27 protein-coding genes and 1 tRNA gene are annotated in these 26,859 nt (G+C 68.2%); 21 read left to right on the forward strand and 7 right to left on the reverse strand.

Translation table 11 applies throughout. The annotated features are described in order from the left end of the window. Positions 1-133: 133 nt before the first annotated feature. The 12 genes from ACZ6SF_RS30590 (at position 134) to ACZ6SF_RS30645 (ending at position 12,018) form a co-directional block, all read left to right on the forward strand. The gene (locus tag ACZ6SF_RS30590; RefSeq protein ID WP_357426290.1) at positions 134-322 is read left to right on the forward strand and encodes a ferredoxin; all 189 of its coding nucleotides are present in this window, start codon (positions 134-136) and stop codon (positions 320-322) included. A 44-nt stretch (positions 323-366) separates the two neighbouring features. After that, positions 367-1,272, forward strand: a complete 906-nt coding sequence (locus tag ACZ6SF_RS30595; RefSeq protein WP_466066829.1) for a 3-oxoacyl-ACP reductase — start codon at positions 367-369, stop codon at positions 1,270-1,272. Between the two features lie 300 nt (positions 1,273-1,572). After that, complete coding sequence (locus ACZ6SF_RS30600) at positions 1,573-2,337, forward strand: MlaE family ABC transporter permease (protein ID WP_466066830.1); 765 nt, start codon at positions 1,573-1,575, stop codon at positions 2,335-2,337. A 1-nt stretch (position 2,338) separates the two neighbouring features. After that, positions 2,339-3,196, forward strand: a complete 858-nt coding sequence (locus ACZ6SF_RS30605; RefSeq protein ID WP_449995904.1) for an MlaE family ABC transporter permease — start codon at positions 2,339-2,341, stop codon at positions 3,194-3,196. 105 nt (positions 3,197-3,301) lie between these two features. Then, the gene (locus tag ACZ6SF_RS30610) at positions 3,302-4,492 is read left to right on the forward strand and encodes an MCE family protein (protein WP_466066832.1); all 1,191 of its coding nucleotides are present in this window, start codon (positions 3,302-3,304) and stop codon (positions 4,490-4,492) included. Then, positions 4,489-5,514: an MCE family protein gene (locus tag ACZ6SF_RS30615; RefSeq protein WP_466066834.1), complete on the forward strand. Its 1,026-nt coding sequence runs from the start codon at positions 4,489-4,491 to the stop codon at positions 5,512-5,514. The genes ACZ6SF_RS30610 and ACZ6SF_RS30615 overlap by 4 nt, the downstream gene beginning before the upstream one ends. Next, positions 5,511-6,572: an MCE family protein gene (locus ACZ6SF_RS30620; RefSeq protein ID WP_466066835.1), complete on the forward strand. Its 1,062-nt coding sequence runs from the start codon at positions 5,511-5,513 to the stop codon at positions 6,570-6,572. Before ACZ6SF_RS30615 ends, ACZ6SF_RS30620 begins: the two co-directional genes overlap by 4 nt. Beyond that, entirely contained in the window at positions 6,569-7,873 is a 1,305-nt protein-coding gene (locus ACZ6SF_RS30625; RefSeq protein WP_466066837.1) for an MCE family protein, read from the forward strand. Before ACZ6SF_RS30620 ends, ACZ6SF_RS30625 begins: the two co-directional genes overlap by 4 nt. Beyond that, the gene (locus ACZ6SF_RS30630) at positions 7,873-9,132 is read left to right on the forward strand and encodes an MCE family protein (protein ID WP_466066839.1); all 1,260 of its coding nucleotides are present in this window, start codon (positions 7,873-7,875) and stop codon (positions 9,130-9,132) included. The genes ACZ6SF_RS30625 and ACZ6SF_RS30630 overlap by 1 nt, the downstream gene beginning before the upstream one ends. Next, positions 9,129-10,598, forward strand: coding sequence for an MCE family protein (locus ACZ6SF_RS30635; RefSeq protein ID WP_466066840.1), 1,470 nt, complete (start codon positions 9,129-9,131; stop codon positions 10,596-10,598). Before ACZ6SF_RS30630 ends, ACZ6SF_RS30635 begins: the two co-directional genes overlap by 4 nt. Continuing rightward, the gene (locus tag ACZ6SF_RS30640) at positions 10,595-11,506 is read left to right on the forward strand and encodes a hypothetical protein (protein WP_466066842.1); all 912 of its coding nucleotides are present in this window, start codon (positions 10,595-10,597) and stop codon (positions 11,504-11,506) included. The genes ACZ6SF_RS30635 and ACZ6SF_RS30640 overlap by 4 nt, the downstream gene beginning before the upstream one ends. A gap of 26 nt (positions 11,507-11,532) precedes the next feature. After that, the gene (locus ACZ6SF_RS30645; protein ID WP_466066844.1) at positions 11,533-12,018 is read left to right on the forward strand and encodes a h domain protein; all 486 of its coding nucleotides are present in this window, start codon (positions 11,533-11,535) and stop codon (positions 12,016-12,018) included. A 70-nt stretch (positions 12,019-12,088) separates the two neighbouring features. On the opposite strand, the gene ACZ6SF_RS30650 is transcribed toward ACZ6SF_RS30645, so the two are convergent. The 3 genes from ACZ6SF_RS30650 to ACZ6SF_RS30660 all read right to left on the reverse strand — a co-directional run bounded on the left by ACZ6SF_RS30650 (position 12,089) and on the right by ACZ6SF_RS30660 (position 13,492). Next, positions 12,089-12,163 (reverse strand) — tRNA-Thr (locus tag ACZ6SF_RS30650). A gap of 118 nt (positions 12,164-12,281) precedes the next feature. After that, a complete protein-coding gene (locus ACZ6SF_RS30655; RefSeq protein ID WP_030522889.1) occupies positions 12,282-12,512 on the reverse strand; it encodes an MbtH family protein in 231 nt (76 codons plus the stop codon). Between the two features lie 146 nt (positions 12,513-12,658). Next, positions 12,659-13,492 (reverse strand): alpha/beta fold hydrolase, encoded by an 834-nt coding sequence (locus tag ACZ6SF_RS30660; protein ID WP_466066846.1) that lies wholly within the window; start codon positions 13,490-13,492, stop codon positions 12,659-12,661. Positions 13,493-13,636: 144 nt separating this feature from the next. On the opposite strand from ACZ6SF_RS30660, the gene ACZ6SF_RS30665 reads away from it, so the two are divergent. The 4 genes from ACZ6SF_RS30665 (at position 13,637) to ACZ6SF_RS30680 (ending at position 18,204) form a co-directional block, all read left to right on the forward strand. Next, positions 13,637-13,807 carry a hypothetical protein gene (locus ACZ6SF_RS30665; RefSeq protein WP_357426322.1) on the forward strand — a complete coding sequence of 57 codons (171 nt, stop codon included), beginning with the start codon at positions 13,637-13,639 and terminating at the stop codon, positions 13,805-13,807. A 165-nt stretch (positions 13,808-13,972) separates the two neighbouring features. After that, entirely contained in the window at positions 13,973-15,589 is a 1,617-nt protein-coding gene (locus ACZ6SF_RS30670; protein WP_466066947.1) for an alpha,alpha-trehalose-phosphate synthase (UDP-forming), read from the forward strand. Positions 15,590-15,925: 336 nt separating this feature from the next. Further along, complete coding sequence (locus tag ACZ6SF_RS30675; protein ID WP_466066849.1) at positions 15,926-16,651, forward strand: response regulator transcription factor; 726 nt, start codon at positions 15,926-15,928, stop codon at positions 16,649-16,651. Beyond that, positions 16,648-18,204, forward strand: a complete 1,557-nt coding sequence (locus ACZ6SF_RS30680; RefSeq protein WP_466066851.1) for a sensor histidine kinase — start codon at positions 16,648-16,650, stop codon at positions 18,202-18,204. The genes ACZ6SF_RS30675 and ACZ6SF_RS30680 overlap by 4 nt, the downstream gene beginning before the upstream one ends. 1 nt (position 18,205) lies before the next feature. Here the strand turns inward: ACZ6SF_RS30680 and ACZ6SF_RS30685 are convergent, their stop codons facing one another. Together ACZ6SF_RS30685 and ACZ6SF_RS30690 are read right to left on the reverse strand one after the other, a co-directional pair. Beyond that, on the reverse strand, positions 18,206-18,631 hold the full coding sequence (locus ACZ6SF_RS30685) for an HIT family protein (RefSeq protein ID WP_466066853.1): 426 nt from the start codon (positions 18,629-18,631) through the stop codon (positions 18,206-18,208). 379 nt (positions 18,632-19,010) lie between these two features. Beyond that, entirely contained in the window at positions 19,011-19,388 is a 378-nt protein-coding gene (locus ACZ6SF_RS30690; protein ID WP_466066854.1) for a PH domain-containing protein, read from the reverse strand. 190 nt (positions 19,389-19,578) lie between these two features. Here ACZ6SF_RS30690 and purD point away from each other — a divergent pair, with 190 nt between their 5' ends. Then, a complete protein-coding gene (gene purD / locus ACZ6SF_RS30695; RefSeq protein ID WP_466066856.1) occupies positions 19,579-20,850 on the forward strand; it encodes a phosphoribosylamine--glycine ligase in 1,272 nt (423 codons plus the stop codon). Between the two features lie 59 nt (positions 20,851-20,909). Here purD and ACZ6SF_RS30700 read toward each other — a convergent pair whose 3' ends face one another. Further along, positions 20,910-21,464, reverse strand: a complete 555-nt coding sequence (locus ACZ6SF_RS30700; protein WP_466066858.1) for a transglycosylase SLT domain-containing protein — start codon at positions 21,462-21,464, stop codon at positions 20,910-20,912. A 317-nt stretch (positions 21,465-21,781) separates the two neighbouring features. Continuing rightward, positions 21,782-22,930 (reverse strand): M23 family metallopeptidase, encoded by a 1,149-nt coding sequence (locus ACZ6SF_RS30705; RefSeq protein WP_466066860.1) that lies wholly within the window; start codon positions 22,928-22,930, stop codon positions 21,782-21,784. A 54-nt stretch (positions 22,931-22,984) separates the two neighbouring features. On the opposite strand from ACZ6SF_RS30705, the gene ACZ6SF_RS30710 reads away from it, so the two are divergent. The 4 genes from ACZ6SF_RS30710 to ACZ6SF_RS30725 all read left to right on the forward strand — a co-directional run bounded on the left by ACZ6SF_RS30710 (position 22,985) and on the right by ACZ6SF_RS30725 (position 26,853). Beyond that, a complete protein-coding gene (locus tag ACZ6SF_RS30710; RefSeq protein WP_466066862.1) occupies positions 22,985-24,148 on the forward strand; it encodes a pyridoxal phosphate-dependent aminotransferase in 1,164 nt (387 codons plus the stop codon). A gap of 155 nt (positions 24,149-24,303) precedes the next feature. Further along, complete coding sequence (locus ACZ6SF_RS30715; RefSeq protein ID WP_466066864.1) at positions 24,304-24,951, forward strand: TetR/AcrR family transcriptional regulator; 648 nt, start codon at positions 24,304-24,306, stop codon at positions 24,949-24,951. 6 nt (positions 24,952-24,957) lie between these two features. Continuing rightward, positions 24,958-26,385, forward strand: a complete 1,428-nt coding sequence (gene purB / locus ACZ6SF_RS30720; RefSeq protein ID WP_466066866.1) for an adenylosuccinate lyase — start codon at positions 24,958-24,960, stop codon at positions 26,383-26,385. A gap of 42 nt (positions 26,386-26,427) precedes the next feature. Then, positions 26,428-26,853: an HIT family protein gene (locus ACZ6SF_RS30725; RefSeq protein WP_466066868.1), complete on the forward strand. Its 426-nt coding sequence runs from the start codon at positions 26,428-26,430 to the stop codon at positions 26,851-26,853. Positions 26,854-26,859 lie beyond the last annotated feature (6 nt).

The following is a 26,859-nucleotide window of genomic DNA, read 5'->3' on the forward strand; positions in this document are numbered from 1 at the left end:
TCCGATACCTTGCTCCGATCATTGCATATGCACTGAAACATGTTCCAGTATTGAAGGGTAATCAGCCCATGTAGCCAGTCCCGGCGGCCGCCGCTTGTTAGGCTTGCGGTAACGGGCGGGAAAAGGAGTTTCCATGAAGGTCAGTGTTGACTTCGACCAGTGCGAAGCGAACGGAATCTGTGCGGGAATCGCTCCCGACGTGTTTGAACTCGATGACGAGGATATGTTGCACGTCGCCGAGGGCGAGGTCGCGCCCGATCAGGAGTCGCAGGTTGCCGAGGCGGTCGCCCAATGTCCGAAAGCGGCATTGAAGTTGCTGTGAATCGGCTCTTGCCGTGAATAAGAACACGTTCTAGAGTCGGCCCGGTGAGCGATACAGATAACAGCCTTGCCGGGCGGGTTGCGATCGTGACCGGAGCGGGTGCGGGCCTCGGCAAGGCCGAAGCGCTCGCGCTGGCCTCCGCCGGCGCCTCGGTGGTGATCAACGATCTCGCCGAATCCGACGCCGTGACCGAGACGCTGGAGCAGATCCGCGCCCTCGGGGCGAAGGCGGAGTTCGTCGCCGGCAGCGTCGCCGAGCGGTCCACCGCGGACGCGCTGGTCACCGCCGCTACCGAGGCGTTCGGCAGCCTGGACATCGTGGTCAACAACGCGGGGATCACCCGCGACAAGATGCTCTTCAATATGGCCGACGAGGACTGGGACGCGGTTCTCGCCGTCCATCTGCGCGGCCACTTCCTGCTGACCCGCAATGCGGGTTCCTATTGGCGCGCCAAGTCCAAGGAAGCCGGCGCGCCGGTCTACGGACGGATTGTCAACACCTCTTCCGAAGCCGGGTTGCTGGGGCCGGAGGGGCAGGCCAACTACGCGGCCGCGAAGGCCGGAATCACGGCGCTGACGCTGTCGGCCTCCCGGGCGCTGAATCGCTTCGGGGTCCGCGCGAACGCCATCTGCCCGCGGGCGCGGACCGCGATGACCGAGCAGGTCTTCAGCGCGGCCCCCGAGGGCGAGGTCGATCCGCTGTCGCCCGAGCATGTGGCGCGACTGGTCGCCTATCTGGCCTCCCCGGCCGCCGAGCGGGTGAACGGGCAGGTCTTCGTGGTCTACGGGCCGATGGTCGCGCTGATGGCCTCGCCCGAGGTCGAGCAGCGCTTCGACGCTGCGGGTTCGCAATGGTCTGATGACGATCTGGCCACCACACTGAGCGGCTACTTCGCCGGGCGCGAAGAAGGTCGTACCTTCTCTGCGACGGCACTGCACGAGTTGGGTTGATCGGGTCCGCCGCGGGCGGGTGCCGGGATATTGTCCCGGGACTCGGCCGTGGCGAGTTGAACAACCGTCCAGTCATTGGTAAACAAGTGGTCGGAACTGTGCCCGGCCTCACACAATGATGCTCAAGACGTATGAATCCTGTTCCAATCTCGCTGTCTGGGATTGCGACAAGTTTCCAGTTCACAAGCCTCAAAATGGCCCCATATAGGAAATGAACGTGTTCTACTTAGCGGGGCGTAGCGCCGGGTTTGCCCCGGCCTGCCGCCAGCGGGACCAGCAGTTAGGCAAGGAGGATCCATAGTGAACGAGGTCCTTGCCGTCCCATTGCGGGCCGTCGGCGGATTCTTCGAACTCGCCGCCTCGGTGGCCCGGGCCAGCCTGCGCCGGCCCTTCCAGATGCGCGAGTTCATCGACCAGTCCTGGTTCGTCGCGCGGGTGTCCATCATTCCGACACTGCTGGTGGCGATACCTTTCACCGTGCTGGTGAGCTTCACCCTGAACATCCTGCTGCGCGAGATCGGCGCCGCCGACCTCAGCGGCGCGGGTGCCGCCTTCGGTGCGGTGACCCAGGTGGGGCCCATCGTCACCGTGCTCATCGTGGCCGGCGCCGGCGCCACCGCCATCTGCGCGGACCTCGGCGCCCGCACCATCAGGGAAGAGATCGACGCCATGAAGGTGCTCGGTATCGACCCCATCCACCGGCTGGTGGTTCCGCGCGTGCTGGCGTCGATGTTCGTCGCGCTGTTGCTGAACAGCCTGGTGTGCACCATCGGCATCGTCGGCGGGTTCCTGTTCTCGGTGTATCTGCAGGATGTCAACCCGGGCGCCTTCGTCAACGGCATCACGCTGCTGACCCATCTGCCCGAACTGCTCATCTCCGCGGTCAAGGCGGGCCTGTTCGGTCTCATCGCCGGAATGGTCGCCTGTTATCTGGGTTTGAACGTCAAAGGTGGTCCCAAAAGTGTCGGTGACGCGGTGAACCAGACGGTGGTTTTCGCCTTCATGGCGCTGTTCGTGGTGAATGTCGTGGTCACCGCCGTCGGCCTCAAATTCGCGGTGCGGTGATATGTCGGCCTCGGTGATCCTGCAGTCCCGCTTCCCCAAAGTCGCACGTCGCTTCCGCCGCTGGTCCAACGCTCTCGACGATCTCGGCAAACAGGCCGTTTTCTACGGCAAGGCGATCGGCTCGATGCCGCGCGCGATCGTGCACTACCGCACCGAGACGATCCGGCTCATCGCCGAGATCAGCATGGGCACCGGCGCGCTCGCGGTGATCGGCGGCACTGTGGTGATCGTGGGCTTCCTGACCCTGTTCTCCGGCGGCACCATCGCCGTGCAGGGCTACAGCTCGCTCGGCAATATCGGTGTCGAGGCGCTGACCGGCTTCTTCGCCGCGTTCCTCAATGTCCGTATCGCGGCACCGGTGATCTCCGGGATCGGCCTGGCCGCCACCATCGGGGCGGGGTCGACCGCGCAGCTGGGCGCCATGCGGGTGGCCGAGGAGATCGACGCCCTGGAAGTCATGGCCATCCGGCCCATTCCCTATCTGGTCGGTACCCGGGTGCTCGCCGGCATGATCGCGATCGTGCCGCTGTACGCCTTGGCGGTGATCGCCTCCTTCGTCGCCAGCCGTTTCGCGACCGTGGTGATCTACGGGCAGTCGGCCGGTGTCTACGACCACTACTTCTCCACATTCCTTATTCCGAGCGACATTCTGTGGTCGTTCGCCCAGGCCATATTGATGGCGTTGGCGGTGATGATGATCCATACGTATTACGGCTACACCGCGGCCGGCGGCCCCGTCGGGGTCGGCGTGGCCGTGGGTAACGCGGTGCGCAGCTCGCTGGTCGCGGTGGTCACCGTGACCCTGCTGGTCTCGCTGGCCGTCTACGGCACCTCCGGCAACTTCAACCTTTCCGGATAGGCGCCGATGACCGAGATGATGAGAGGTACACGCGCCGGGGCGCCGGCCGGGACCGCGGGTGGGTCGTCCCGCGGTACCGGAGAGCCCCTGGCGCCACCGCGTCCGGTGAGCCGCTGGGTCGCGTTCCAGCGCACCGCCGGGCTCAAACTCGCCGGCGCCGCGATGGTCCTGGGTGTGGTCGCCGCGGTGACGGTTTCGCTGACCTTCTTCTTCGGCGGGTTCACACCCAGCGTCACCGTGACGGTCAGCGCCCCGCGCAGTGGTCTGGTGCTCGATCCCGACGCCAAGGTCAAGGTGCGCGGCGTCCAGATCGGACGGGTCGCCGCATTGCAGCGCACCGAGAGCGGCACCGACCTGCGGCTCGCGCTGGACCCCGACAAGCTCGATCTGGTGCCGGCCAATGTCACCGTCGATATTCGCTCGACCACGGTGTTCGGCGCCAAATACATCAACTTCGTGCTGCCGCAGGAGCCGGAGCAGCAGTCGCTGCAGCCGGGCGCGCGCCTGACGGCCGACCGGGTGACCGTGGAATTCAACACCATGTTCCAGCACCTCACCGATGTGCTGGCCCAGGTGGAGCCGGAGAAACTGAACGCCACCCTGACGGCGCTCGGTACCGCCCTGCAGGGACGCGGCGAAACTCTCGGGCAGTTGCTGGCCAACAGCGACGCGCTGCTGCGGGAGATCAACCCGTCGATGCCCACCCTGCAGCGCGACCTCGACACCACGGCGACGGTGACCAACCTGTACGCCGACGTCTCCGGCGACCTGCTGCGCACCCTCGACGGTGCGGCCGTCAGCAGCCGGACGGTCGCCGAATCCGAATCCGAGGTCGATTCGCTGCTGGCCAACCTGACCGGTCTCGCCGACACCACCGGTGCGACGCTGCGGGAGAACGAAGCCCAGATCGGCACCGCGCTGGATCTGCTCCGTCCCACCAGCGAACTGCTCAACAGCTACCGGGACGCGCTGTTCTGCCTCGTGAGCGGCTCCGCCAAGGCGTTGCCGTTCGGTGAGTCGGTATTCGGCGGCGGACAGGAGGGCGTGGCCCTGAACACCGGCTTCATGTACGCGATCCCGCCCTACACCTTCCCGAACGACCTGCCGAAGGTGAATGCCACCGGTGGTCCGCGGTGCGGTGGGATCCTCGACCGTGTGCCCGACAGTCATTCCAGCTATGTGGTCACCGATACCTCCGAAGGACATCCGTACATCCCGTCCACCAAGCTGAACCTGAACGCGCCCAAGGTCTTCCAGGTGCTGTTCGCCGGACTCCCGGGGGTGGGACAGCCATGAAAAACACCGCGACCACCGTCAAGCTCGCGATCTTCACACTGGTGATGACCCTGGTCTTCGCCGGCCTCGCCGTCGTGTTCTCGCAGATGCGTTTCTCCAGCGAGACCGGCTACAACGCGGTCTTCACCACGGCGTCGGGCATGCTGCCCGGCGACAAGGTGCGGATCGCGGGCGTACCCGTCGGCTCGGTGTCGTCGGTGAAGGTCGACGACGAGTACCACGCCCACGTCGAATTCGACGTCGACACGAAGTACTCGCTGCTCACCAGCACCCGGGCCACCATCCGGTACGAGAACCTGGTCGGTGACCGCTACCTGGAACTCATGGAGGGTCCCGGCGAGGCCACCACCATGGGCAAGGGCGGCACCATCGGCCTGGACCGCACCGCACCCGCGCTGGATCTGGACATGCTGCTGGGCGGTTTCAAACCGCTGCTGCGCGGTCTGGACCCCGCGCAGGTCAACGATCTGACCAACGCGCTGCTGCAGATCTTCCAGGGCCAGGGTGGCACGCTGGTCGAACTGCTCAACAGCAGCGGATCGTTCACCAAGACCCTGGCCGACCGCGACGCCCTCATCGGCAGCGTGATCGACAACCTGAACGCGGTGCTGAAAACCATCGACGATCGCGGCGACCAGTTCGCTACGACGATCGACGAACTGCACCGGCTGGTGAGCGGGCTGGCCGCCGACCGCGACCCGATCGGCGACGCCCTGCCCCGGATCGCCGACGCCACCAAGGCGACCACCGATCTGCTCGCCCAGGCGCGACCGGACCTGGCCGCGACCATCGCCCAGACCGGCCGGCTGGCCACCAATCTCGACAACGGTTCGGACACCGTGCAGTGGGTGCTGGACAAACTGCCGGCCACCTATCGCAAGCTGATCCGCATCGGTTCCTACGGTTCGTTCCTGCAGCTGTACGTCTGCCGGACCAACTTCCTGGTCGACGGTCCGGACGGGAAACCGCTGCTGCTCGAACTGCCCGGTGAGCAGACGACCGGAAGGTGTGCCAGCGAATGAAGGAAGAATCGCGCGCGGTGACCATCGGCGTCGTCGGGCTGGTGCTCGCCGTGGCGGTGGCGCTGTCGGCGCTGCAGTTCGAGCGGTTGCCGTTCATCCGCGGCGGGGCCGTGTTCACGGCGTACTTCGCCGATGCGGGCGGGCTGGTGACCGGCGACGATGTCGAGGTCGCCGGGGTACGTTCGGGCAAGGTCGAGGATGTGAGCCTGGACGGCGCGCAGGTGCTGGTCCGGTTCAGCCTCACCGAATCGATCGTGCTCGGCGACAAGACGACCGCCGCCATCAAGACCAACACCGTGCTCGGCCGTAAATCGTTGTCGGTGGGTCCGGCCGGTGACGGCGAGCTGACCGTCTCCGACACCATTCCGCTCGACCGCACCACCTCGCCGTATTCGCTGAACGAGGCGCTCGGCGATCTGGCCGGAACGGTGCAGGATCTGGATCTGCAGAAGGTCGACCAGACCCTGGACGCGCTCTCGGCCGCCTTCGCCGACACCCCCGCGCCGTTGCGTTCGGCGCTCGACGGCGTGACCGCGCTGTCGCGCACCATCAACGCCCGCGACCAGGCGCTGCAGGATCTGCTGACCCGCGCCCAGAACGTCACCAAGATCCTGGCCGATCGCGCCGACGCCATCAACGGGCTGCTGGTGGACGGTAACCAGCTGCTCGGCGAACTGGATCGGCGGCGCACCGCGATCAGCCAGATGATCGTCTACGTCAACGCGCTCGCCCAGCAGTTGTCGGGCCTGGTGCACGACAACGAGGCGCAACTGCAGCCGGCGCTGGACAAACTCAATTCGGTCCTGGACCTGCTGCAACGTAACCGGGACAACATCAACGGCGCGCTCGACGGCCTCGGCCCCTTCTCCGCGGCGCTCGGCGAACAGGTCGGCAGCGGGCCCTACTTCAACGCCTACGTCGTCAACGCCAGCAGTGAGACCCTGCATCCGCTGGTCGACGCGCTGGTCTGGCCGCAGCATCTGCCGGAATCGCTGCGCGCCTACATGTTCGAGCCCGGTCCCAAGATCGGTCCGTCCGCAGAGGAGCCGCCGCGATGAAGGACAAGCTTCGCGCCATCCCCGGTAAGTGGGTGGCGATCGTCGCCGGTGTTCTGGTGGTGGCGCTGGTCGCCTTCGGCGGATACACCGCGTTCCAGCGGATCACCAAGAACGAGATCACCGCCTATTTCACCTCCACCAGCGGCCTCTACCCGGGTGACGATGTGCGGGTGCTGGGCGTGCCCATCGGCAAGATCGACACCATCGAACCGGGCAAGGACCAGGTCGAGGTGAAGATGTCGGTCGACGGCGGGGTGGATCTGCCCGCCGACGCGCGGGCGGTCATCATCGCGCCCTCGCTGGTCTCGGCGCGGTTCATCCAGATCGCGCCCGCCTACACCGGCGGCGACACCCTGGGCGACGGTGCGGTGATCCCGGTCGAGCGCACCGCGGTACCGGTCGAATGGGACGACATCAAAACCGAGCTGAACAAACTGTCCACCGCGCTGGGGCCGGTCGGCGACGATCCGCAGGGGTCGTTCGGGCGGTTCGTCGATACCGCCGCGGACAACCTCGACGGTAACGGCGACGCGTTCCGCAGCACCCTGCACGAACTCTCCGCCACCCTGACCACGCTGTCCGACGGCCGCACCGATCTGTTCGGCACCATCCGCAATCTGCAGAAGTTCGTGGACGTGCTGTCCAAGAGCAACGATCAGATCGTGGAGTTCGGCGGCCGGTTGTCGTCGGTGTCGTCGGTTCTGGCCGGGGTGTCCCAGGACCTCGGCGCGGGCCTGGACAACCTGGACCTCGCGCTCGGTGATGTGCAGCGGTTCCTGGACGGCAGCGGCGGTGAACTCACCGAGGGTGTGCAGCGGCTCGCCGATGTCACCCAGATCCTGGTGGACAAACGCCCGGAGCTGGAGCAGGCGCTGCATTCCGGCCCGACCGCGCTGGTGAACTTCTACCAGATCTACAAACCCGCCCAGGGCACGCTCACGGGCGCGATCTCGCTGAACAACTTCGCCGACCCGGTGAGCTTCCTGTGCGGTTCGGTCCGCGCGCTGGAACAGCACGAATCCGATACCAGCGCCGATCTGTGCGCCGAATATCTCGCCCCGGTACTCAGTTCGCTGGCCATGAACTACCTGCCGATCATGACCAACCCGGCGACCGGTGTCACCGCGTTCCCGAATCAGCTGGAATACACCGACCCGTCGCTGGCCGGCCGGGTGGATCCGCAGAAGGTGGGCCCGCCGGCCGCGCCCGAACCGGCGCCGGTCACGGTTCCGGCCGGGGTCGCCGGGCTGGCGATCCCCGGTCTGCCCCCGATTCCCGGCCTGCCCGGAGGAGGACGATGATGCGCGCGCCGAAGCTGCCGGCGGCCCGGCGCCGGGCCGGGGCGGTGGTCGTCGGGCTGGCGCTCGCGCTGCCGGTCACCGGATGTCAGTACGACGGGTTGAACTCGCTGCCCATGCCGGGTACCGAGGGCACCGGCGAGGGCTCCTACGAGGTCGAGATCCAGATGCCGAATGTCACCACCCTGACCCGGAATTCACCGGTGCGGGTGGACGACGTGGCGGTCGGTTCGGTCACCGATATCGAGGTCGAGGACTGGCACGCGCTGGTCACGGTCTCGCTCAACCCCGGTGTGGTGCTGCCCGCCAACGCCACCGCCAAGATCGGCCAGACCAGCCTGCTCGGCAGTAACCACGTGGAACTCGCTCCGCCCACCGATGTGGCGCCCCAGGGCCGCCTGGCGGCCGGGGACGTGATCCCGCTGGACCGGGCCGGGGTGTACCCGACCACAGAACAGGTGCTGTCCTCGCTGTCGGTCGTGCTCAACGGCGGGGGGATCTCGCAGCTGGAGAACATCACCCGCGAACTCAACGCGGCGCTGGTCGGCAACGAGGACGAGGTCCGCGATCTCATCCCGCAGATGAACGATCTGATCTCCAACCTCAACGCCCAGCGGGACGACATCATCGACGCCATGAGCGGATTGGACCGGCTCAGCGGCCAATTCGTCGAGCAGACCGATGTGGTGGAACGGGCCGTCGAGGATATCCATCCCGCGCTCACCGTGCTCGCCGACCGGCGCCAGAACATCACCACCACGATCACCAAACTGGGTGAGCTCAGCGATGTGGTGAACCGGCTGATCGCCACCAGCGGCGACAATCTGAAAGCGAACCTGGCCAATCTGGCCCCGGTGCTGCAGACCCTGGCCGATACCGGCGCCGACCTCACCGAATCGCTGAAGATCATCGCGTCGTTCCCGTTCCCGCTCAAGAACCTCGACAGGGCGATCAAGGGCGACTACCTGAACCTGTTCATGACCGTCGATATGACCGGTAAGCGGCTGGACTCCAACTTCCTCACCGGAACCGGGCTCGGCGGTATGTTCGGCGGTGTCGAGGTCGCCCTGGGCCAGGTCGCCGGACCCGCCGGCGAACAGGGCAATCCGCTGGCCACCCCGCTGGCCCCGCCGCCCGGTACCCCCAGCGACCAGCCGCAACCGACCATTCCCGGGCTGCCGCCGATCCCCGGCCTGCCCGCTATCCCCGGGTTGACGGTGCCGTTGCCCGCGCAGCAGCCGCAAGGGGGCGTGGGCCCGTGAAACTCACCCGATTCGTCCGGATCCAGCTGACGATCTTCGCGATCCTCACGGTGGTCGGGCTGACCGTCATGGGCGGCACCTACATCGGTGTGCCCGCGATGCTCGGTATCGGCCGCTACGACGTCACCGTCGAACTGGCCGCCACCGGTGGGCTCTACCAGAACGCCAATGTCGCCTTCCGCGGCACGAATGTCGGTGTGGTGCGCGAGGTCCGGCTCACACCCGGCGGGGTCGAGGCGAAACTCTCGGTCGACAGCGATTACAAGATCCCCGCCGATTCCTCCGCGCTGGTGCGCAGTGTGTCGGCGATCGGCGAACAGTACGTGGACCTGGTCCCGCCGCCGGATCCCGGAGACGGGAATCTGTACGACGGCAGCGTGATCCCGGTCGACCGCACCGAACTGCCCCAGGATGTGGGCGCCCTGCTGGATCAGGCCGACCGGCTGCTGGCCAGTATCGCCGACACCCGGCTGCGGCAGGTCATCGACGAGGCGTTCCGGGCGTTCAACGGGGCCGGGCCGGATCTGCAGCGGTTCATCGACTCCGCCGCTCTGCTGGTGCAGGAGGCCAACGACAACGTCGGACCGACCAAGCAGCTGATCGAGCAGATCGGCCCGCTGCTGGACACCCAGGTGAACTCCGACGCCGCGATCCGCTCCTGGACCCGGGACCTGGCCACTGTCACCGACACCCTGCGGGCCCACGATCCGGCATTGCGCAATATCCTCGCCAACGGTCCCGCCGCCCTGGAACGGGTGAACCAGCAGTTCTCCGATCTGCGGCCGACCCTGCCGCTGCTGCTGAACAACCTGGTGAGCCTCGGCCAGGTGGGGGTCACCTACCACGCCGGTCTGGAACAGATCCTGGTCGTCTATCCGCCGCTGATCGCCGCCCTGCTCACCGCGGTGCGCGGGCCCATGGAATACGGCGCGATGGTCGACTTCATGACCGTGCTCAACGACCCGCCGCCGTGCACCACCGGCTTCCTGCCGCCGGATCAGCGGCGCAGCCCGAGCGAGACCGATACCGTCCCCACGCCCGAAGGCCTGTACTGCAAGGTCCCGCAGGACGACAAGACCGCTGTACGCGGTATCCGCAACACTCCGTGTATGGAATACCCCGGCCGCCGGGCCCCGTCGCCGGAGCTGTGCCGCACGGGATACGTTCCGCTGGGCACGAATCCGCCGTTCGGACCCCCGCAGCCGGTGGCCCCGACCGAACCGCCGGCGCCCGGAGTGGCTCCGGCCTCCGCGCCCGACACGGGCCCGGGGGTTGCGGGAGTACCCCCGGCACCTGCTAGTTTCTCGGGCGCAAGCACCCCCGCCGCCGCTCTCTCCTACGATCCGGCCACCGGGGTCTATACCGGAACCGACGGGCGCAGCTACCGTCAGGGCGATATCTCGCCCGGCGGATCGGGCACCGTACCCGCGGATTGGCAGGCAATGTTCGAGGAGCAGCAACGATGAGCGAGACCAAGGACCCCCGCCGCACCCGCCGTAAGTCGAGCCGGACCGCGGGTCCGCCGGCCGAGGGCGCCGCCCCCGCCACGCCCGAGAAGGCCGGCGCCGCGACGGAGGATGCCGCCGCGACGGTGGACGCCGCATCCGGCCGGGCCGAAAACGTCACGGAAAAGGTCGAAACGGACACCGCGGCCGGGAAGTCCGGCGCCGAGACGACGGAGTCCACCGCCACGTCCGGGGCGGACACCGCGAAACTCGACGCGCCGACCGAACGGGTCGCGGTGGCCGCCGGTACCGCCGGTGAGTCCGCCGAGCCCACCGTCGCGCTGGACAAGACCGCCGGAAAAGCGGCCTCCGAGACCCCCACCGCGGACACCGAGACGGGATCCGACGACGCGGATTCGGCGGGCACGCCGGAATCCGGCCGGTCCTGGAAGCGGATCGTGGCGCTGGCCGCCGCAGCCGTGCTGGTGATCGGCCTGGTCGGCGCCGCGGTCGTCTCGACCGTCGCCGTGCAGTCCACCCAGCAGCGTGACGAGCGGCGGGCCGAATATGTCGCCACCGCGCGCCAGACGATCCTCAACCTGACCACCATCCGCGCCGATACCGCCAAAGAGGATATCGACCGGATCCTCACCATGGCCTCCGGCGAGTTCAAGACCGAGTTCGACGGCCGGGTGGATCCGTTCACCGAGATCGTCAAACAGGCCAAGGTCGTCTCCACCGGCGAGGTCGTGGAATCCGCCGTGGAGCGCGACGACGAGAACTCCGCGGTGGTCCTGATCGCTGCGAAGCAGACCCTCACCAATGCGGGAGCCCAGGACCAGCAGCAGCGGTTCTACCGCTTCCGGGTGACCGTGTCACGGGCCGACGACGGCACCCTGACCGCCTCCGACGTGAAGTTCGTGGCGTGACGGAGACGGCAGCGGAAAGGACCGGTATGAAGCTGCGTAACAAGATCCTGCTCGGCATCACCGCGGTGGTGGTGGTCGCGGCCGCGGTGGTGGCCGGGATCGGCGGCTACCGCTACTGGGACTACCGCCAGTCCGAACACTCCCGTACCGAGGCCGTGGACGCCGCCTCGCGCACGGTTTCGGCGATCTTCACCTACGAACATCAGACGGTGGAACAGGAGCTCCCCAAGGCCGCCGAAAGCCTGACCCCCGACTTCCGCGCCGATTACCTCCAGCTCATCGACAAGGCGATCGTGCCGGGCGCCAAGGAGAAGGAACTCACCGTCAAGGCCACCACCCAGGCCGGCGGCGTGGTCTCCGCCGACCGGGCGCACGCCACCGTGCTGCTGTTCCTGAACCAGGTGACCACGAGCAAGGAGAGCCCCCAGGGCGCCACCACCGGCAGCCGGGTCCGGGTCACGCTGGACAAGGACGACGATCAGTGGCTGGTGGCCTCGGTGACCCCGATCTGAGCAGTGGCCCGGACGTCCTCGTCCGGATACGAAAAAGGCTCCTACCGTGACGGTAGGAGCCTTTTTCGTCTGGAGCCCCCTGTCAGGATTGAACTGACGACCTTTCGCTTACAAGGCGAGTGCTCTACCACTGAGCTAAGGAGGCGTGGGCGCAGCCATCATAACCGGGCACGCCCGCTGCGCCACATCGGATTCCGATGAAGCGCAGCGGGCGAACCGGCGATGAAGCGCAGCGGGCGACCGGCACGGAGTCCGGCCGGGACCTACTTGCGGGCGGCCTCGTCGGCCGCCATGGCGTCACGAAGGCTCTTCGGACGCATATCGGTCCAGTTCTGTTCCACGTACTCCACACAGGCAGCGCGGCTGTCCTCACCGAAGACAACCCGCCAGCCTGCCGGGACCTCGGCGAAAGCAGGCCACAGGGAGTGCTGTTCTTCGTCGTTGACCAGGACGAAGAAGCGGCCGTCCTCGTCGTCGAACGGGTTGGTGCTCATTTCACCTCACTGGGGTGCTCGCGCGGATGTAAAGGGATCTGTCCGGGCCCGGCGCGGCGATCCGGGTCTGGTTTCCGGCTGCCGTGTCGTGAACCCAACGATGGTGTCGACCCTAGCAAGCCCGGTGTTAACTGTGGGGTCTCCCCTCACGAGGCGAAGAAATCCAGCAGGATCTTGTTGACGGTGTCCGGACGCTCCAGATAGCCGTAATGACCGGCGTCGGGAACCTCCTGGTAGCGCCCGCCCGGAATGGCCTCGGCGACCTCCCGGGACAGATACGGCGGGATCATCCGGTCGTCGGCGAATCCCACCGCCAGGCAGGGCACCCGGATCTCGCGGTAGGCCTTCAGCCGGTCGAAGTCGTGATCCATGCGGCGCTGGGCGCGGATTCCCGGCGGTACCGGCCCGCCGGTGAACTCGAACAGGTCCAGCCAGTCCCTGGCGGTATGCGGGTTGGCCATGGTGGCGGGGGAGAGGTTCATGACCGCGGTGAGCGCCGCCTCGTACTTCGCCGGCAGCCGGACCCCGCTGGCGTCGAGATCGTGCTCACCCAGCGACAGGGTCTTCTGGAACTGGTCCAGCCGGCCGTGGCCGGCCAGGAATACGGCCTTGCGGACGAGGTCGGGATGGGCGAGCGCGAGTTCCTGCGCGACCCGTGCCCCCATCGAGGTGCCGACCACCAGCGCCGGGCCCTCCTCGAGGAGTCCGATGAGGCCCGCGGTATCGGCCACCAGCTGATCGATGGTGATCCCTTCGGTGCCCTCGTGGGAGGGTGCGATACCCCGGTTGTCGAACGTGCAGACCCGGTAGCCCGCGCCGAGCAGCGCCGGGACCTGGTGGAGTTCCCACACCCGCCCCGGACTGCCGGTGCCCATGATCATCACTACCAGCGGCCCGCCGCCTGCGACGTCGGTGCCCCGGGAACGGTCTCCCTTGATCTGGTAGTTGAGCGATATTCCGTTCACCGTGGCCAACGGCATCCTGTAGGTCCCTTCCTCATCGTTTCTGCTTCCTACGGTATAGCCCCACCGGACCCCGGCGTGTTACCACGGCGTCGGCGACCGCATGCGCCGCCAGATACCATGGGCATTTCACATACACGCGTTACTGCAGGGAGGATTGCGATGGCCGCGAAGAGCAGCGCCAATGGTATCGCCGACGACGAACTGGAGCCCCTCGCCGACGAGACCGCTCGTCAGGCGCAGCGGGTCGTGGCCGCCTACGCCACCGACGCCGACGAATGCCGGATGCTCCTGTCGATGCTGGGTATCGGCCCGGGGGTCCGTACCGAATAAGCTGTCTCCCGTAACCGCATGACCGAGCGCCCTCCGTGGTCACGCAAGCTACCGCCTCCGGGCGCTGCCAGGTCGTGTGGCGTAGTCGGCGCCAACGGCGACGTCGGCGGATCCACACAACTACATGGCGTATTGCGCCGCGCAAAGGATGCGTGAGTGGACCAGATGACCGATCAGCCGTCCAGAGAAACCACCGCCGGGACCGAGCCCGCCGTGTCCGCTGAGGAGGCCGCAGACGCCGCCGGGCCGGTCGGCGGTCCCATCGATCCGGCCGAGGCCGTCCCCGAACCGGTGGAGGCGGAGCCGCTGCGCGAGCGCGGGGCCGGCTCGGGGTTCGTGGTGGTGGCCAACCGGCTCCCGGTGGATCTGGAGAAGCTTCCCGACGGCACCACCAGGTGGAAGCGCAGCCCCGGTGGTCTGGTCACCGCGCTGGAGCCCGTGTTGCGCAGTAATCGGGGCGCCTGGGTCGGGTGGGCCGGTGTGCCCGATGTCGAGGTGGATCCGATCGTCGAGGACGGACTGGAACTGCATCCGGTGCCGCTGGCCGCGCAGGAGGTCGCCGACTACTACGAGGGCTTCTCCAATGCCACGCTGTGGCCGCTCTACCACGATGTGATCGTCCGCCCGGTGTACCACCGGGCCTGGTGGTCGGCCTATGTGCAGGTCAACCGTCGTTTCGCGGAGGAGACGGCGAAAGTGGCGGCCGAGGGCGCCACGGTCTGGGTGCAGGATTACCAGCTGCAGCTGGTGCCGAAGATGCTGCGGATGCTGCGCCCCGATCTCACTATCGGATTCTTCCTGCACATCCCGTTCCCGCCGGTCGAACTGTTCATGCAGATGCCGTGGCGCACCGAGATCGTGGAGGGCCTGCTCGGCGCCGACCTGATCGGCTTCCACCTGCCCGGCGGCGCCCAGAACTTCCTCTATCTGGCCCGCCGGCTCGCCGGTCAGCCGACCTCCCGCGGCACCGTCGGCGTGCGGTCGAAGATGGGCGTGGTGCAGGTCGGGTTCCGGACGGTGCGGGTCGGCGCGTTCCCCATTTCCATCGACTCCGCCGGCTTGGACGAACATTCGCGCCGCCGTTCGGTACGCGAACGGGCCGCGCAGATCCGCTCGGAACTGGGCAGCCCGAAGAACATCCTGCTCGGCGTCGACCGCCTCGATTACACCAAGGGCATCGATATCAGGCTCAATGCCCTCGAGGAACTGTTGGAGGAAGGGCGGATCGATCCCGCCGACACCGTGATGGTGCAGCTCGCCACCCCGAGCCGTGAGCGGGTGGAGAGCTATATCCAGATGCGCGGCGATATCGAACGCCAGGTGGGCCGCATCAACGGCGAATTCGCCCGGGTCGGCTACCCCGTGGTGCACTATCTGCACCGCCCGATCGCGCGCGAAGAACTCCTCTCGTTCTTCGTGGCCGCCGACGTCATGCTGGTGACCCCGCTGCGCGACGGTATGAACCTGGTCGCCAAGGAGTACGTAGCCAGCCACAGCGGCCTCAACGGCACCCTGGTCCTGAGCGAGTTCACCGGCGCCGCCGCCGAGCTGCGCCAGGCCTACCTGTGCAACCCCCACGACCTCGACAGCGTGAAGGACGCGATCATCGCCGCCCTCACCGACGACCGCGAAACCCGCCGCCGCCGCATGCGCGCCCTCCGCCGCCAAGTCCTCGCCCACGACGTCGACCGCTGGGCCCGAGCCTTCCTCGACGCTCTGGCCCAAGGCCAGGTAGCCGGAAAAGCCCTGATGGCCGACGCCAACCAGGACTACCCCGAATAACCCCCGCCCGCACCGCACAACAGCCGCCAGGGGCGCCCCGCGCCACCCCACCACCATCCCCCCGAAACCGGCCACCAGAACCGCCCCGCAACCCACCTACGAACCCCGCCCCGGCTACTCACCACCACCACCGCCCCCGCCGAGCCCCGCGAGGCCCTGGTTCGGCCCGCGTCGGCTGTCAGCGCTCGAAGCGCATGTGGCGAAGCCACGAGTCTCGAGCGCTGACAGCCGACGCCCAGGAGGGCCGAACCTCGAGCAGCGGAGCTGCTCCATCGACACAGCGTGTTCACAGGGAGTGCGCAGGGGAGTGCCAGCGGGGTGGGTGAGTATGGGGGTATGAGTGGTGCGCGGGCCACGGCCCCCGAAGCCCGGGTGCTGGTGGTGGACGACGAGGCGATGATCGTCGAATTGCTGACGGTCAGTCTGCGGTTCCAGGGCTTCGAGGTGGCGTCGGCCGCCGACGGCGCCCAGGCGCTGGATGTGGCGCGCGGTTTCCGGCCGGACGCGTTGATCGTGGACGTCATGATGCCCGGGATGGACGGTTTCGGGTTGTTGCGGCGGCTGCGGGCCGATGGGATCGACGCGCCCGTGTTGTTCCTGACCGCCCGTGACGATGTTCAGGACAAGGTCACCGGGTTGACCCTGGGCGCCGACGACTATGTCACCAAGCCGTTCAGCCTCGAAGAAGTCGTCGCGCGGTTGCGGGTGATCCTGCGGCGGGCCGGTGGCGCCGCCCCGGAGCGGGAGCGGACCCGGTTGCGGTTCGCCGATATCGAATTGGACGACGACACCCACGAGGTGTTCAAGGCCGGGGAGGCGGTGGCGTTGTCGCCGACGGAGTTCACGCTGCTGCGGTATTTCATGGTGAACGCCGGGACCGTGCTGAGTAAGCCGCGGATTCTGGACCATGTGTGGCGATACGACTTCGGCGGCGAGGTGGGGGTGGTGGAGACGTATGTGTCGTATCTGCGCAAGAAGGTCGATACCGGTCCGCGGCGATTGATCCACACCCTGCGCGGTGTCGGGTACGTCATGCGGGAGTCGCCGTCGGGCCGGTCATGAGCGCGAAACTTCCGGACGAAGACCGGGCGGCCGCGGTTTCGGAGCGGCCGGTGCGGAATCGGCACGGCGTGACCCGCCGGATCGCCGCCGTTCCGCTGCGGGTGACCTTGGTGCTGGCGCTGGTGGCGCTCGCCGCGGCGGGTCTGCTGGCGTCGGGTCTGGCGGTGACCTCCGCGCTGCGCACCACGCTGATCGATCGGGTCGATCAGCAGTTGGACGAAGCCGCCCATACGTTCGCCCGTCCGGGCGGGCGGCGGTTGATGCCGCTACCGGGGGAACCGGGGCGGGAGCGTCCGCCGGTGCTGTTCTACGTGCGGGTGCAGGACACGTCCGGCCAGTTCTTCCTGCAGGCCGATCCCGGTCGCAACGGCTCCCCGGATCTGCCCGAGGATATGAGTCCGGGCACCTTCACCACCGGGTCCACCGATGGCGGCTCCGGCCAGTGGCGGGTGCGGTACACCGAGAACCCGGAAGGCACCAGCGTCGTGGCGCTGAGCCTGAACGAGACCGAAGCGATCGTCGAGCGACTGGTGGTGTTGGAGCTGGTCATCGGCGTGCTGGTGCTCGTCGTGCTGGCGGTCGCCGCGTATTTCGTGATCCGCCGCAGTCTGCGCCGGCTGGAGCAGGTGGAGGAGACCGCAGCCGAGATAGCGGCCGGGGATCTGCATCGCCGGGTGCCGGTGCGCGGGACCAATACCGAGGTGGACCGGCTGGCCCAGTCGTTGAACGCCATGCTCGCGCAGATCCAGCGGGGTTTCGCCGCCACCGAGGCCTCCGAGGAGGCGGCCCGGCGGTCGGAGGAGAAGATGCGCCGGTTCGTCGCCGACGCCAGCCACGAGTTGCGCACGCCGCTGACGACGATCAAGGGTTTCGCGGAGCTGTACCGGCAGGGCGCCACCGGCGATACCGATATGCTGCTCGACCGCATCGAGCGGGAATCGAAGCGGATGGGCCTGCTGGTGGAGGATCTGCTGATGCTGGCGCGGCTGGATGCCGAACGTCCGGTGGCGTACGCCCCCGTCGATCTGCTCGCGCTGACCAGCGACGCCGTGCACAGTGCCCGCGCGGTGGCCGCCACCCAGGCCGGGGCGGGCCCGCGGCGGTCGATCGAGTTCGAGGTGCGTCCCGGCACCGGTACCGCCGAGGTCCCCGGCGATGCGTCGCGGCTGCGCCAGGTACTGGCGAATCTGCTCAACAACGCGCTGGTGCACACCCCACCGGCGGCCGTGGTGACCGTCCGGCTCACCCCCGGCGCCGATGACGTGCGTATCGAGGTCGCCGACACCGGCCCGGGGATGCCGCCCGAACAGGCGGACCGGGTGTTCGAGCGGTTCTATCGCGCCGACGATTCCCGCAGCCGCGTCAGCGGCGGGGCGGGTCTCGGTTTGTCGATCGTGCAGGCCCTGGTCACCGCGCACGGCGGCACGGTCGAGGTGGACAGCGAACTCGGCCGCGGCACCACCTTCACCCTGCGGCTGCCGCGGCAGCGCCCCGAACCGCCCCGGCAAGCCGCGGACGGCCCGGAGACCACGGACCCGCAGGCCCGCCGGTGAATCAGGCCGGGACGTTCGCGCCGTAACCGAGGTCGCGCAGTGCCTGTTTGATCCGCGCCTGCGCGTCGTCCATCGAGGCCGGGTCCGGATTCGGATCGGCGCCGGAGATATCGAAGTTGCCCATGGTGAACGCCGGGAACACATGCACATGCAGATGCGGCACCTCGAGCCCCGCGATCAGCAGCCCCGCCCGCGGCGCGTCCCACGCCGCCCGCACCGCCTGCCCGACCTTCTGGGCGACCCCGGCCAACCGCCCGAAGACATCGCCGTCGACATCCTGCCACTGGTCGATCTCCTTGCGCGGCACCACCAGCGTGTGCCCCGGCGTGACAGGCGCGATGGTCAGGAACCCGACGAATTCGTCGTCCTCCCAAACGAACCGGCCCGGCAGGTCACCAGCAATGATCGCACTGAAAACAGAAGCCATAGGCTCTATTATTGGCGGCGCCTTCGGCGCCGCGGGGTTTCGGGCCCCTTGTGTCCCGTGTTTCCGGCCTCGAGACTCGCGGCTGCGCCGCCTCGCTTCGAGGCCGGAAACACGGGACGGCCCGAAACCCTTTGATGGCCTCGCTGAACTCGGCGCCGATGGGGTGAGCCGACCCCCGCGCCCGGTCCGCCCAGGTCAGCTCGACGTCCACGGTTCGCCTTCCGTCGCGAAGTCCTCCCCGCCCGCCTCGCCCCGCGAGGCCCTGGTTCGGCCCGCGTCGGCTGTCAGCGCTCGAAGCGCATGTGGCGAAGCCACGAGTCTCGAGCGCTGACAGCCGACGCTAAGGAGGGCCGAACCTCGAGCAGCGGAGCTGCTCCAGCTATACAGCCACGAAGTGGCTCAGGATTCCTTGTACCTCGTAGATGTCGACGTGGCGGTTGAACTTCTTCTGGAGTGGCGCGTCCGTGCTCGCGATCCACAGCACGAGTTCCGCGTCGAGGTCGAAGGTGCCCGCCGTTTCCACCGCGAAGTGGGTGATGGAGCGGTAGGGGATGCTGTGGTAGCTCATCTTCCGGCCGGAGATCCCCTGTTTGTCGATCATGATGAGGCGGCGGTTGGTGAACAGCATGGCGTCGCGGACGAGGATGTAGGCCGCGTAGATCTGTTCGCCGTTGCCGAGGAGCCGCTGGTATTCCTGCTGGGCGGCGGCCGGTTCCATCTGTCCGGCATTGCCCATGATTCCGTCCATCAGACCCATGACGTCCGTCCTCCCGGTTGGCGCGCCGCGCGAGGGGCGCGCGAGTTGCCCACCCGCTGCGGGTGTTTCACCACCATCATCCACTGCGCGGGCGGGTCGGGCGGCGGCTGTGGTGAACTCGCTGGTACCGGCCGGGGCGGGGGTGAACCTGGGCCGCCGGGTGGGTTCGTGGTCCCTATAAGCTGTCCGCGTGCGAGTACTCGTCATCGGTTCCGGAGCCCGTGAACATGCCCTCGTCCTTGCGCTGCGTCGTGACCCGGCGGTGAGCGCGCTCGTCGCGGCCCCGGGTAATGCCGGTATCGCGCAGCTGGCGCAGGTGCGGCCGGTGGACGCGAGTTCGGCGGACGCGGTGGTCGCGGTGGCCCGGGAGGTTGCGGCGGATCTGGTGGTGATCGGTCCGGAGGTGCCGCTGGTGCTCGGGGTGGCCGATGCGGTGCGCGCGGCGGGTTTCGCGTGTTTCGGGCCGTCGGCGGCGGCCGCGCGGATCGAGGGGTCGAAGGCGTTCGCCAAGGATGTGATGGCGGCGGCGGGGGTGCGGACCGCGCACAGCGAGATCGTGGACAGTCCCGCGGAGCTGGATGCCGCGCTGGATCGTTTCGGCCCGACCTGGGTGGTCAAGGACGACGGTCTGGCCGCGGGTAAGGGTGTGGTGGTCACGCCGGATCGTTCGGCGGCGCGTGATCATGCCGCGGAACTGCTCGAACAGGGGCATCCGGTGCTGCTGGAATCGTTCCTGGACGGTCCGGAGGTGTCGCTGTTCTGCCTGGTCGACGGTGAGACGGTGGTTCCGCTGCTGCCGGCCCAGGATCACAAGCGCGTCGGCGACGGGGATACCGGGCCGAATACCGGCGGGATGGGCGCCTATACCCCGCTGCCGTGGCTGCCGGAGGGCGCGGTCACGCAGATCGTCGACGATGTGGTGGCTCCGGTGGCGGCCGAGTTGGTGCGCCGCGGGGACTCGTTCAGCGGTCTGCTGTACGCGGGGCTGGCGATGGGCGCGGCGGGGCCCGCGGTGGTGGAGTTCAACTGCCGGTTCGGTGATCCGGAGACGCAGGCGGTGCTGTCGCTGCTGGAGAGTCCGCTCGGGGAGTTGCTGTACGCGACCGCGACGGGGACCTTGGCGGATATGCCCGCGCCGCGCTGGCGCGGGGGCGCCGCGGTGACGGTGGTGCTGGCCGCCGAGAATTATCCGGGGCGGCCCCGGACCGGTGATGTGATCACCGGCGCGAGTGATGCCGCGACCGATGACGCGGCGACGGTGCTGCATGCGGGGACGGCCCTGCGTGAGGACGGTGCGCTGGTGTCGGCGGGGGGCCGGGTGCTCAATGTCGTCGGTACGGGTGCCGATCTCACGGCCGCCCGGGAGGTCGCCTACGACCGGCTGGCGGGGGTCAAACTGACCGGCGGCCACTACCGGTCCGATATCGGCCTGGCCGCGGTCGAGGACCGTATTCGTCTCTGACCCGTTCCGGTGACGGCGGGCGGGAGGCCGGCGCCGTCACCGGGGAACTGCGCGACGGGTCAGTACGCGCCGAAGACGTTGTCGATGGAGCCGTACCGGTGGGCGGCGTAGTTGCAGGCCGCGGCGATATTGGCGATCGGGTCGTAGATATCCCACGAGGTGCCCTCGACGTGGTAGGCGGCGAAGGTGGGATCGATGACCTGCATGAGCCCCTTGGACGGGATGCCCGCGGCGGCGTTGGAGTCCCAGAGGTTGATCGCGTGCGGGTCGCCGCCCGATTCCCGCATGGCGTTGCGGTGGATGCCGTCGTAGCTGCCCGGGATGCCGTGCTGTCCGAGGACGTCCATCGCGCCGCGGATCCAGCCGTCGAGGTTGTCGGGGTAGCTCTGCGGCAGCATCTGGGGCAGGAGCTGGGGGACGGGCTGCGGTAGCGGCTGCAGGAACTGCCGTAGCTGTTCCTGCTGGTCCTGCGGCAGCTGCTGGGCCTGCTGCTGGAGTTGCTGCGCGGGTCCCTGCAGTTCGGCGGGTACTCCGGCGATATCGGCGTGGGCCTGGGCGGGCAGGGCGGCGACGGCGGCGAGGGTCAGCAGGGGCAACAGTTTTCGTAATTGCATCAGGGGCTCCGACAGCGCGGAAGTACCACGCCGGCGGGTCATATCGCCGTCGGCGCTGTCGCAGCGCTGTTTCGTTGTGTGGATTTCTTCGTATGACAGGAGAAATACGAGACCAGGCGATAAACAGGCTTGCGGTCTGTTTTCTGGCGATCACAGAATGATTGCAAAACATGAACAGCAGATGAACTGAAAATGAATCAGAGGTTCTATTGTGCTGAGAGAAATCGATATACCAGGTGTTACGGCGATATCGATCACATCCGCTACCGGATCACGGTTCGATGACAGTCGAACACTGTGAATTTGCCGGTGAACGGTCAGCCGTAGGAAAGGCCGTGCAGGGCGAGCCAGCGCTGCGGGTCGACGTGCTGTCCGTCCATGATGATCTCGAAATGCAGATGGGGTCCGGTCGAATCACCGCGATTGCCCATCCGGGCGATCTGCATCCCGGCCGGAACCCGTTCGCCGACGGAGACGAAGAAGTCGTACATATGGCCGTAGACCGAGATCGACCCGTCGTTGTGCCGGATCCGCACCCACAACCCGAAACCGGCGGCCGGACCCGCGTCGATCACCGTGCCGTCGGCGACCGCGTAGATGGGGGTGCCGATCGGGCCGGCGATATCGATACCGCGATGGAAGGTGCCCCACCGGCTGCCGAAGCCCGAGGTGAAGGTGCCGGGTGCGGGAAGTACGAAACCACCGGCGCTGGGTGGGACGGCGCCCGGCGGGATGGTGCCGAGCCCCGGTTCGCCCGGGGCGGTGTTGATCCAGGGCTGTTCCTGTCCGGCCGCCGCGGCCGCCGCCTCCGCTTTGGCGCGTTCCAGCGTCGCCCGGGACGCGGCGGCCACCACGGCCTGCTCGCGCAGGCGCTCGCCGTTGTCGATGGCGTCGAGATAGCGGCGGACCGAGGGGACCGGCGTGGACATCTGCAGCGGGTACGCGACCGCCACCCGGTGGGCCGTCCCCGGGACCGGCGGCAGATCGGTGACCAGGAAACTCCCGGCGGCATCGCCGGAGGCCAGCAGCAGGGTGAGGAGCAACCCGCCGATCAGGTACCGGTGCCGCCGGGCGGCGGCCTTCATCTCCTCGGCCGTCGGCCGCCGGGCCGCGAATTCACGGAGTTCGGCCGGGGTGGGGCGTTGCCGCCAGAGGTCGCTCGCCCGATCCAGACCCCACCGGTAGGCGGTGACGAGTCGCGCGCCGAGGGGTCGCCGGGGCGCCGGTATCCGGTCGCGCCAGCCGGGCGCGATCACCAGGCCGCCGCCCACCGCCGCCGCGCGCTGCAACGACACCCGCTGGTCGGTGGTGCGGTGGTCGGAACCCACGGCGCGCCGGGTGCCCGAACGGATTCGCCGACCCCGGATCCGGAGTCGGCGCCGGACCCCGGAACCGTCACCGGAGGCGGCGGATCCGGAGTCGGGGTGGGTCGGCCCGGTGGCCGACCGGCTGGCCTTTTCGAGCATCAGAGCAGACCATAGCCGTCGATCGGCCCGATGCGGTGTTCTACCGTCGGTCGGGTGTCCACAGAATCTCGGCGCTCGACCATCCCACCTTTCTACGTGATGGATGTCTGGAAAGCCGCCGCCGAACGCGTCAGAACACACGGTGATGTGCTGAGCCTGGCGGCGGGGCAGCCGTCGACGCCCGCGCCCGCGCCGGTGCTACGGGCCACCCGGGCCGCGCTCGACGCCGAGTTGCTCGGTTACACCGAGACATTCGGCATCCTGCCGCTGCGTGCGGCGATCGCCGGGCATCACCACCGGACCTACGGCTATCCGGTGGACCCGGACGATGTCGTGGTCACCACGGGCTCGTCGGGCGCGTTCACGCTGATCTTCCTGGCGGCGTTCGATCCCGGCGACACGGTGGTCGTCGCGCGGCCCGGCTATCCGGCCTACCGCAACACTCTGACCGCGCTCGGCTGCCGTGTCGTGGAACTGGATTGCCGCGCCGAGACCCGCTTCCAACCCACGGTCGCCATGCTCGACGCACTACCCGAACCGCCGCGCGGCCTGATCGTGGCGAGCCCGGCCAACCCCACCGGCACCATGATCGATCCCGCCGAACTGGCTGCCGTGGCCCGCTGGTGCGATGCGCACGGCACACTGCTGATCTCCGACGAGATCTATCACGGCATCACCTACGGCGCCGAACGCACCGCGTCGGCCTGGGAGACCTCCTCCCACGCCGTGGTGATCGGCTCGGTATCGAAATACTTCTCCATGACGGGCTGGCGGCTGGGCTGGATGCTGGCGCCGCCGGCGCTGCGGCCCGCGCTGCAACGCCTGGCCTCGAATATGACGGTGTGCCCGCCGGCCATCTCGCAGTACGCGGCGGTCCACGCGTTCGACGACGAGGCCAAGGCCGAACTCGACGCGCACGTGAACCGCTACGCGATCAACCGGTCGATCCTGCTGGACGGTCTGCCGGAACTCGGTATCACCGAGCTCGCCCCGGCCGACGGCGCGTTCTACGCCTACGCCGATATCGGGCATCTGACCGGTGATTCGATGGAATGGTGCGCCCGGGTCCTGGCGCATACGGGTGTGGCGCTCGCGCCCGGACTGGATTTCGACACCGTGAACGGGAACCGCACCGTCCGGCTCTCATTCGCGGGGGCCACCGCCGATATCGAGGCCGCGCTCACCCGGCTGGCCGGTTTCCTGCGTCACCAGGGTTGACGCCGAAACAACGGGTCGGCAGAAATACTGTGCCCGGCAATAACTTTGCACAGTACGACGCCATTGTTGCGCGGATGCGGTAGAAACATCGATGGTTGCTCTCCCTTTCCCTGATTTCGTACGGATGTACTGATGAAGACTGGCACGATGGCACGGTGATAACCGCGACGACTCCGAAAGGTGAACGGCGTCGCCAGGCGCTGGTGGCCGCTGCTGCCGAATTGCTGCTCGAGGGCGGCTTCGACGCGGTGCGGCACCGTTCGGTCGCCACGCGCGCCGAACTCCCGCTCGCCTCGACGACGTACTACTTCGAATCGCTCGAGGACCTGATCGCGCGGGCGGTGGAGTTCAGCGGTAACGCCGAACTCGAGGCGATGCGGCGGCGGATCGGTGAGGTGACCCACCGCCGGCGCGGCGCGGACGCCACCGCCGAACTGGTGCTCGACCTGCTGATCGGCCCGGAAGGGGTGGACGAGGGCGGTAGCGCCGCGCGTGGGCGGCTGATCGCGCGCTACGAGCGCACCGTCGCCTCCGCGCGCCATCCCGAGTTACGCGAGGTCCAGCTCCGACTACGCGGGCAGCTCGACGAGCTGCTCGCCCATGTCCTGCGCCGGTCCGACCGGATCGTGCGTCCCGAACAACTTCGCAGGCTGGTCGCGGTGGTCGACGGCGCGGTGGTCGCCGCCCTGAGCGAACCCGATCCGCAACCCCGGCGTCTGGCCCGCGGAGCACTGCTCGAGGTCATCGATATCGTCGCTCCCGCGACGCACCAGCCGGTGGACCGGTACCGGTCACTAGACTGACCGGACGTGACCTCCGACCTGATCCCCAACGTCCTCGCCACTCGCTACGCCAGTCCGCAGCTGGTGCACCTGTGGTCGCCAGAGCACAAGGTGGTGCTCGAACGACGGCTGTGGCTCGAGGTGCTGCGCGCCCAGGCCGAACTCGGTGTCGAGGTACCGGCCGGGGTGGTCGACGACTACCAGCGCGTGGTCGAACAGGTCGATCTGGCCTCCATAGCCGAACGCGAACGGGTGACCCGCCACGATGTGAAGGCCCGGATCGAGGAATTCAACGCGCTGGCCGGGCACGAACACGTGCACAAGGGGATGACCAGCCGCGACCTCACCGAGAACGTCGAACAGCTGCAGATCAGGCTCTCCCTCGAACATATCCACGCGCACGGGATCGCCGTCGCCGCCCGGCTCGCCGAGCGGGCCGCCGAATACCAGACCCTGGTGATGGCCGGCCGGTCGCACAACGTCGCCGCGCAGGCCACCACCCTGGGTAAACGGTTCGCCTCCGCCGCCGACGAACTGCTCATCGGACTCACCCGGCTGCGTGAACTCATCGACCGCTATCCGCTGCGCGGTATCAAGGGCCCGATGGGGACGGCCCAGGACATGCTGGACCTGCTCGGCGGCGACGCCGCCAAACTGGCGGCCCTGGAACAGCAGGTGGCCCGGCATCTCGGGTTCGCCGAGGTCCTCACCAGCGTCGGCCAGGTCTATCCGCGCTCGCTCGACCACGATGTGCTCTCCGCGCTCGTGCAGCTCGGCGCCGCGCAGTCCTCGCTCGCCCACACCATCCGGCTGATGGCGGGCCACGAACTGGTCACCGAGGGCTTCCAGCCCGGTCAGGTGGGCAGTTCCGCGATGCCGCACAAGATGAACACCCGGTCCTGTGAACGGGTCAACGGACTGCAGGTCGTGCTGCGCGGTTACGGCTCGATGGCGGCGGAACTGGCCGGCGCGCAGTGGAACGAGGGCGATGTGTTCTGTTCGGTGGTGCGCCGGGTCGCGCTGCCGGACGCGTTCTTCGCCCTCGACGGTATGACCGAGACCTTCCTGACGGTGCTCGCCGAATTCGGCGCCTACCCGGCGGTGATCGCCCGCGAACTAGATCGCTACCTGCCCTTCCTGGCCACCACCCGCATCCTCATGGCCGCGGTTCGCGCCGGGGTCGGCCGCGAGGCCGCGCACGAGGTCATCAAGGAACACGCGGTGGCGGTCGCGCTGGCCATGCGGGAGCAGGGCCGCGAACCGGATCTGCTGGACCGGCTGGCCGCCGACGACCGGATGCCGCTGGACCGGGCCGCCCTCGACGCCGCCCTCGCCGACAAGGCCGCTTTCATCGGTGCCGCCGATGCCCAGGTGGCCGATGTGGTCGCGCAGGTAGGCAAGCTGGCCGACGCCCACCCCGAAGCCGCCCGCTACACCCCCGCCCCGATCCTCTAGCCGGACCCCGCGCGGCGATGCCTCGTCGATGACAATCGCCTCATGGATCCGTATACGATTTTCGCCGACATCATCGCCGGCCGGGCCCCGTCCAGCCAGGTATACGAGGACGAGGACGTTCTCGCCTTCATGGATATCCGGCCGATGACGCCCGGTCATCTGCTGGTTGTCCCGAAGACCCCGGCCCGCGATCTGGCCGGCCTGGACCCCGAACTCGGCGGAAAACTCTTCCGCGTGGGGCAGCGGCTGGCGGCGGCGCTGCGCGACAGCGAAGTGGCCTGCGACGGAGTGAATTTCTTCCTGGCCGACGGTGTGACCGCGGGTCAGGAGGTGTTCCACGTCCACCTGCACGTGATTCCGCGGACTCCCGGCGACGGCTTCGGCCTGCGGGGCCGGCCCCGTACGCCGCCCCGCGCGGACCTGGACTATCTCGCCGCCTCGATCCGGGGCGCGCTGGCGCGGGGTTAGCGGAGG

This window comes from Nocardia sp. NPDC049935 (genome assembly GCF_055586645.1).

What these genes read in the sequence shown, in the direction of transcription:
- ACZ6SF_RS30725 (WP_466066868.1), top strand. Translation starts at nt 26,428, where the DNA reads ATGGATCCGTATACGATTTTCGCCGACATCATCGCCGGCCGGGCCCCG.
- ACZ6SF_RS30680 (WP_466066851.1), top strand. Translation starts at nt 16,648, where the DNA reads ATGAGCGCGAAACTTCCGGACGAAGACCGGGCGGCCGCGGTTTCGGAG.
- ACZ6SF_RS30700 (WP_466066858.1), bottom strand. Translation starts at nt 21,464, where the DNA reads ATGCAATTACGAAAACTGTTGCCCCTGCTGACCCTCGCCGCCGTCGCC.
- ACZ6SF_RS30670 (WP_466066947.1), top strand. Translation starts at nt 13,973, where the DNA reads ATGACCGATCAGCCGTCCAGAGAAACCACCGCCGGGACCGAGCCCGCC.
- ACZ6SF_RS30685 (WP_466066853.1), bottom strand. Translation starts at nt 18,631, where the DNA reads ATGGCTTCTGTTTTCAGTGCGATCATTGCTGGTGACCTGCCGGGCCGG.
- ACZ6SF_RS30690 (WP_466066854.1), bottom strand. Translation starts at nt 19,388, where the DNA reads ATGGGTCTGATGGACGGAATCATGGGCAATGCCGGACAGATGGAACCG.
- ACZ6SF_RS30705 (WP_466066860.1), bottom strand. Translation starts at nt 22,930, where the DNA reads ATGCTCGAAAAGGCCAGCCGGTCGGCCACCGGGCCGACCCACCCCGAC.
- ACZ6SF_RS30590 (WP_357426290.1), top strand. Translation starts at nt 134, where the DNA reads ATGAAGGTCAGTGTTGACTTCGACCAGTGCGAAGCGAACGGAATCTGT.
- ACZ6SF_RS30615 (WP_466066834.1), top strand. Translation starts at nt 4,489, where the DNA reads ATGAAAAACACCGCGACCACCGTCAAGCTCGCGATCTTCACACTGGTG.
- ACZ6SF_RS30665 (WP_357426322.1), top strand. Translation starts at nt 13,637, where the DNA reads ATGGCCGCGAAGAGCAGCGCCAATGGTATCGCCGACGACGAACTGGAG.
- ACZ6SF_RS30645 (WP_466066844.1), top strand. Translation starts at nt 11,533, where the DNA reads ATGAAGCTGCGTAACAAGATCCTGCTCGGCATCACCGCGGTGGTGGTG.
- ACZ6SF_RS30630 (WP_466066839.1), top strand. Translation starts at nt 7,873, where the DNA reads ATGCGCGCGCCGAAGCTGCCGGCGGCCCGGCGCCGGGCCGGGGCGGTG.
- ACZ6SF_RS30640 (WP_466066842.1), top strand. Translation starts at nt 10,595, where the DNA reads ATGAGCGAGACCAAGGACCCCCGCCGCACCCGCCGTAAGTCGAGCCGG.
- ACZ6SF_RS30625 (WP_466066837.1), top strand. Translation starts at nt 6,569, where the DNA reads ATGAAGGACAAGCTTCGCGCCATCCCCGGTAAGTGGGTGGCGATCGTC.
- ACZ6SF_RS30660 (WP_466066846.1), bottom strand. Translation starts at nt 13,492, where the DNA reads ATGCCGTTGGCCACGGTGAACGGAATATCGCTCAACTACCAGATCAAG.
- ACZ6SF_RS30675 (WP_466066849.1), top strand. Translation starts at nt 15,926, where the DNA reads ATGAGTGGTGCGCGGGCCACGGCCCCCGAAGCCCGGGTGCTGGTGGTG.
- ACZ6SF_RS30655 (WP_030522889.1), bottom strand. Translation starts at nt 12,512, where the DNA reads ATGAGCACCAACCCGTTCGACGACGAGGACGGCCGCTTCTTCGTCCTG.
- ACZ6SF_RS30620 (WP_466066835.1), top strand. Translation starts at nt 5,511, where the DNA reads ATGAAGGAAGAATCGCGCGCGGTGACCATCGGCGTCGTCGGGCTGGTG.
- ACZ6SF_RS30605 (WP_449995904.1), top strand. Translation starts at nt 2,339, where the DNA reads ATGTCGGCCTCGGTGATCCTGCAGTCCCGCTTCCCCAAAGTCGCACGT.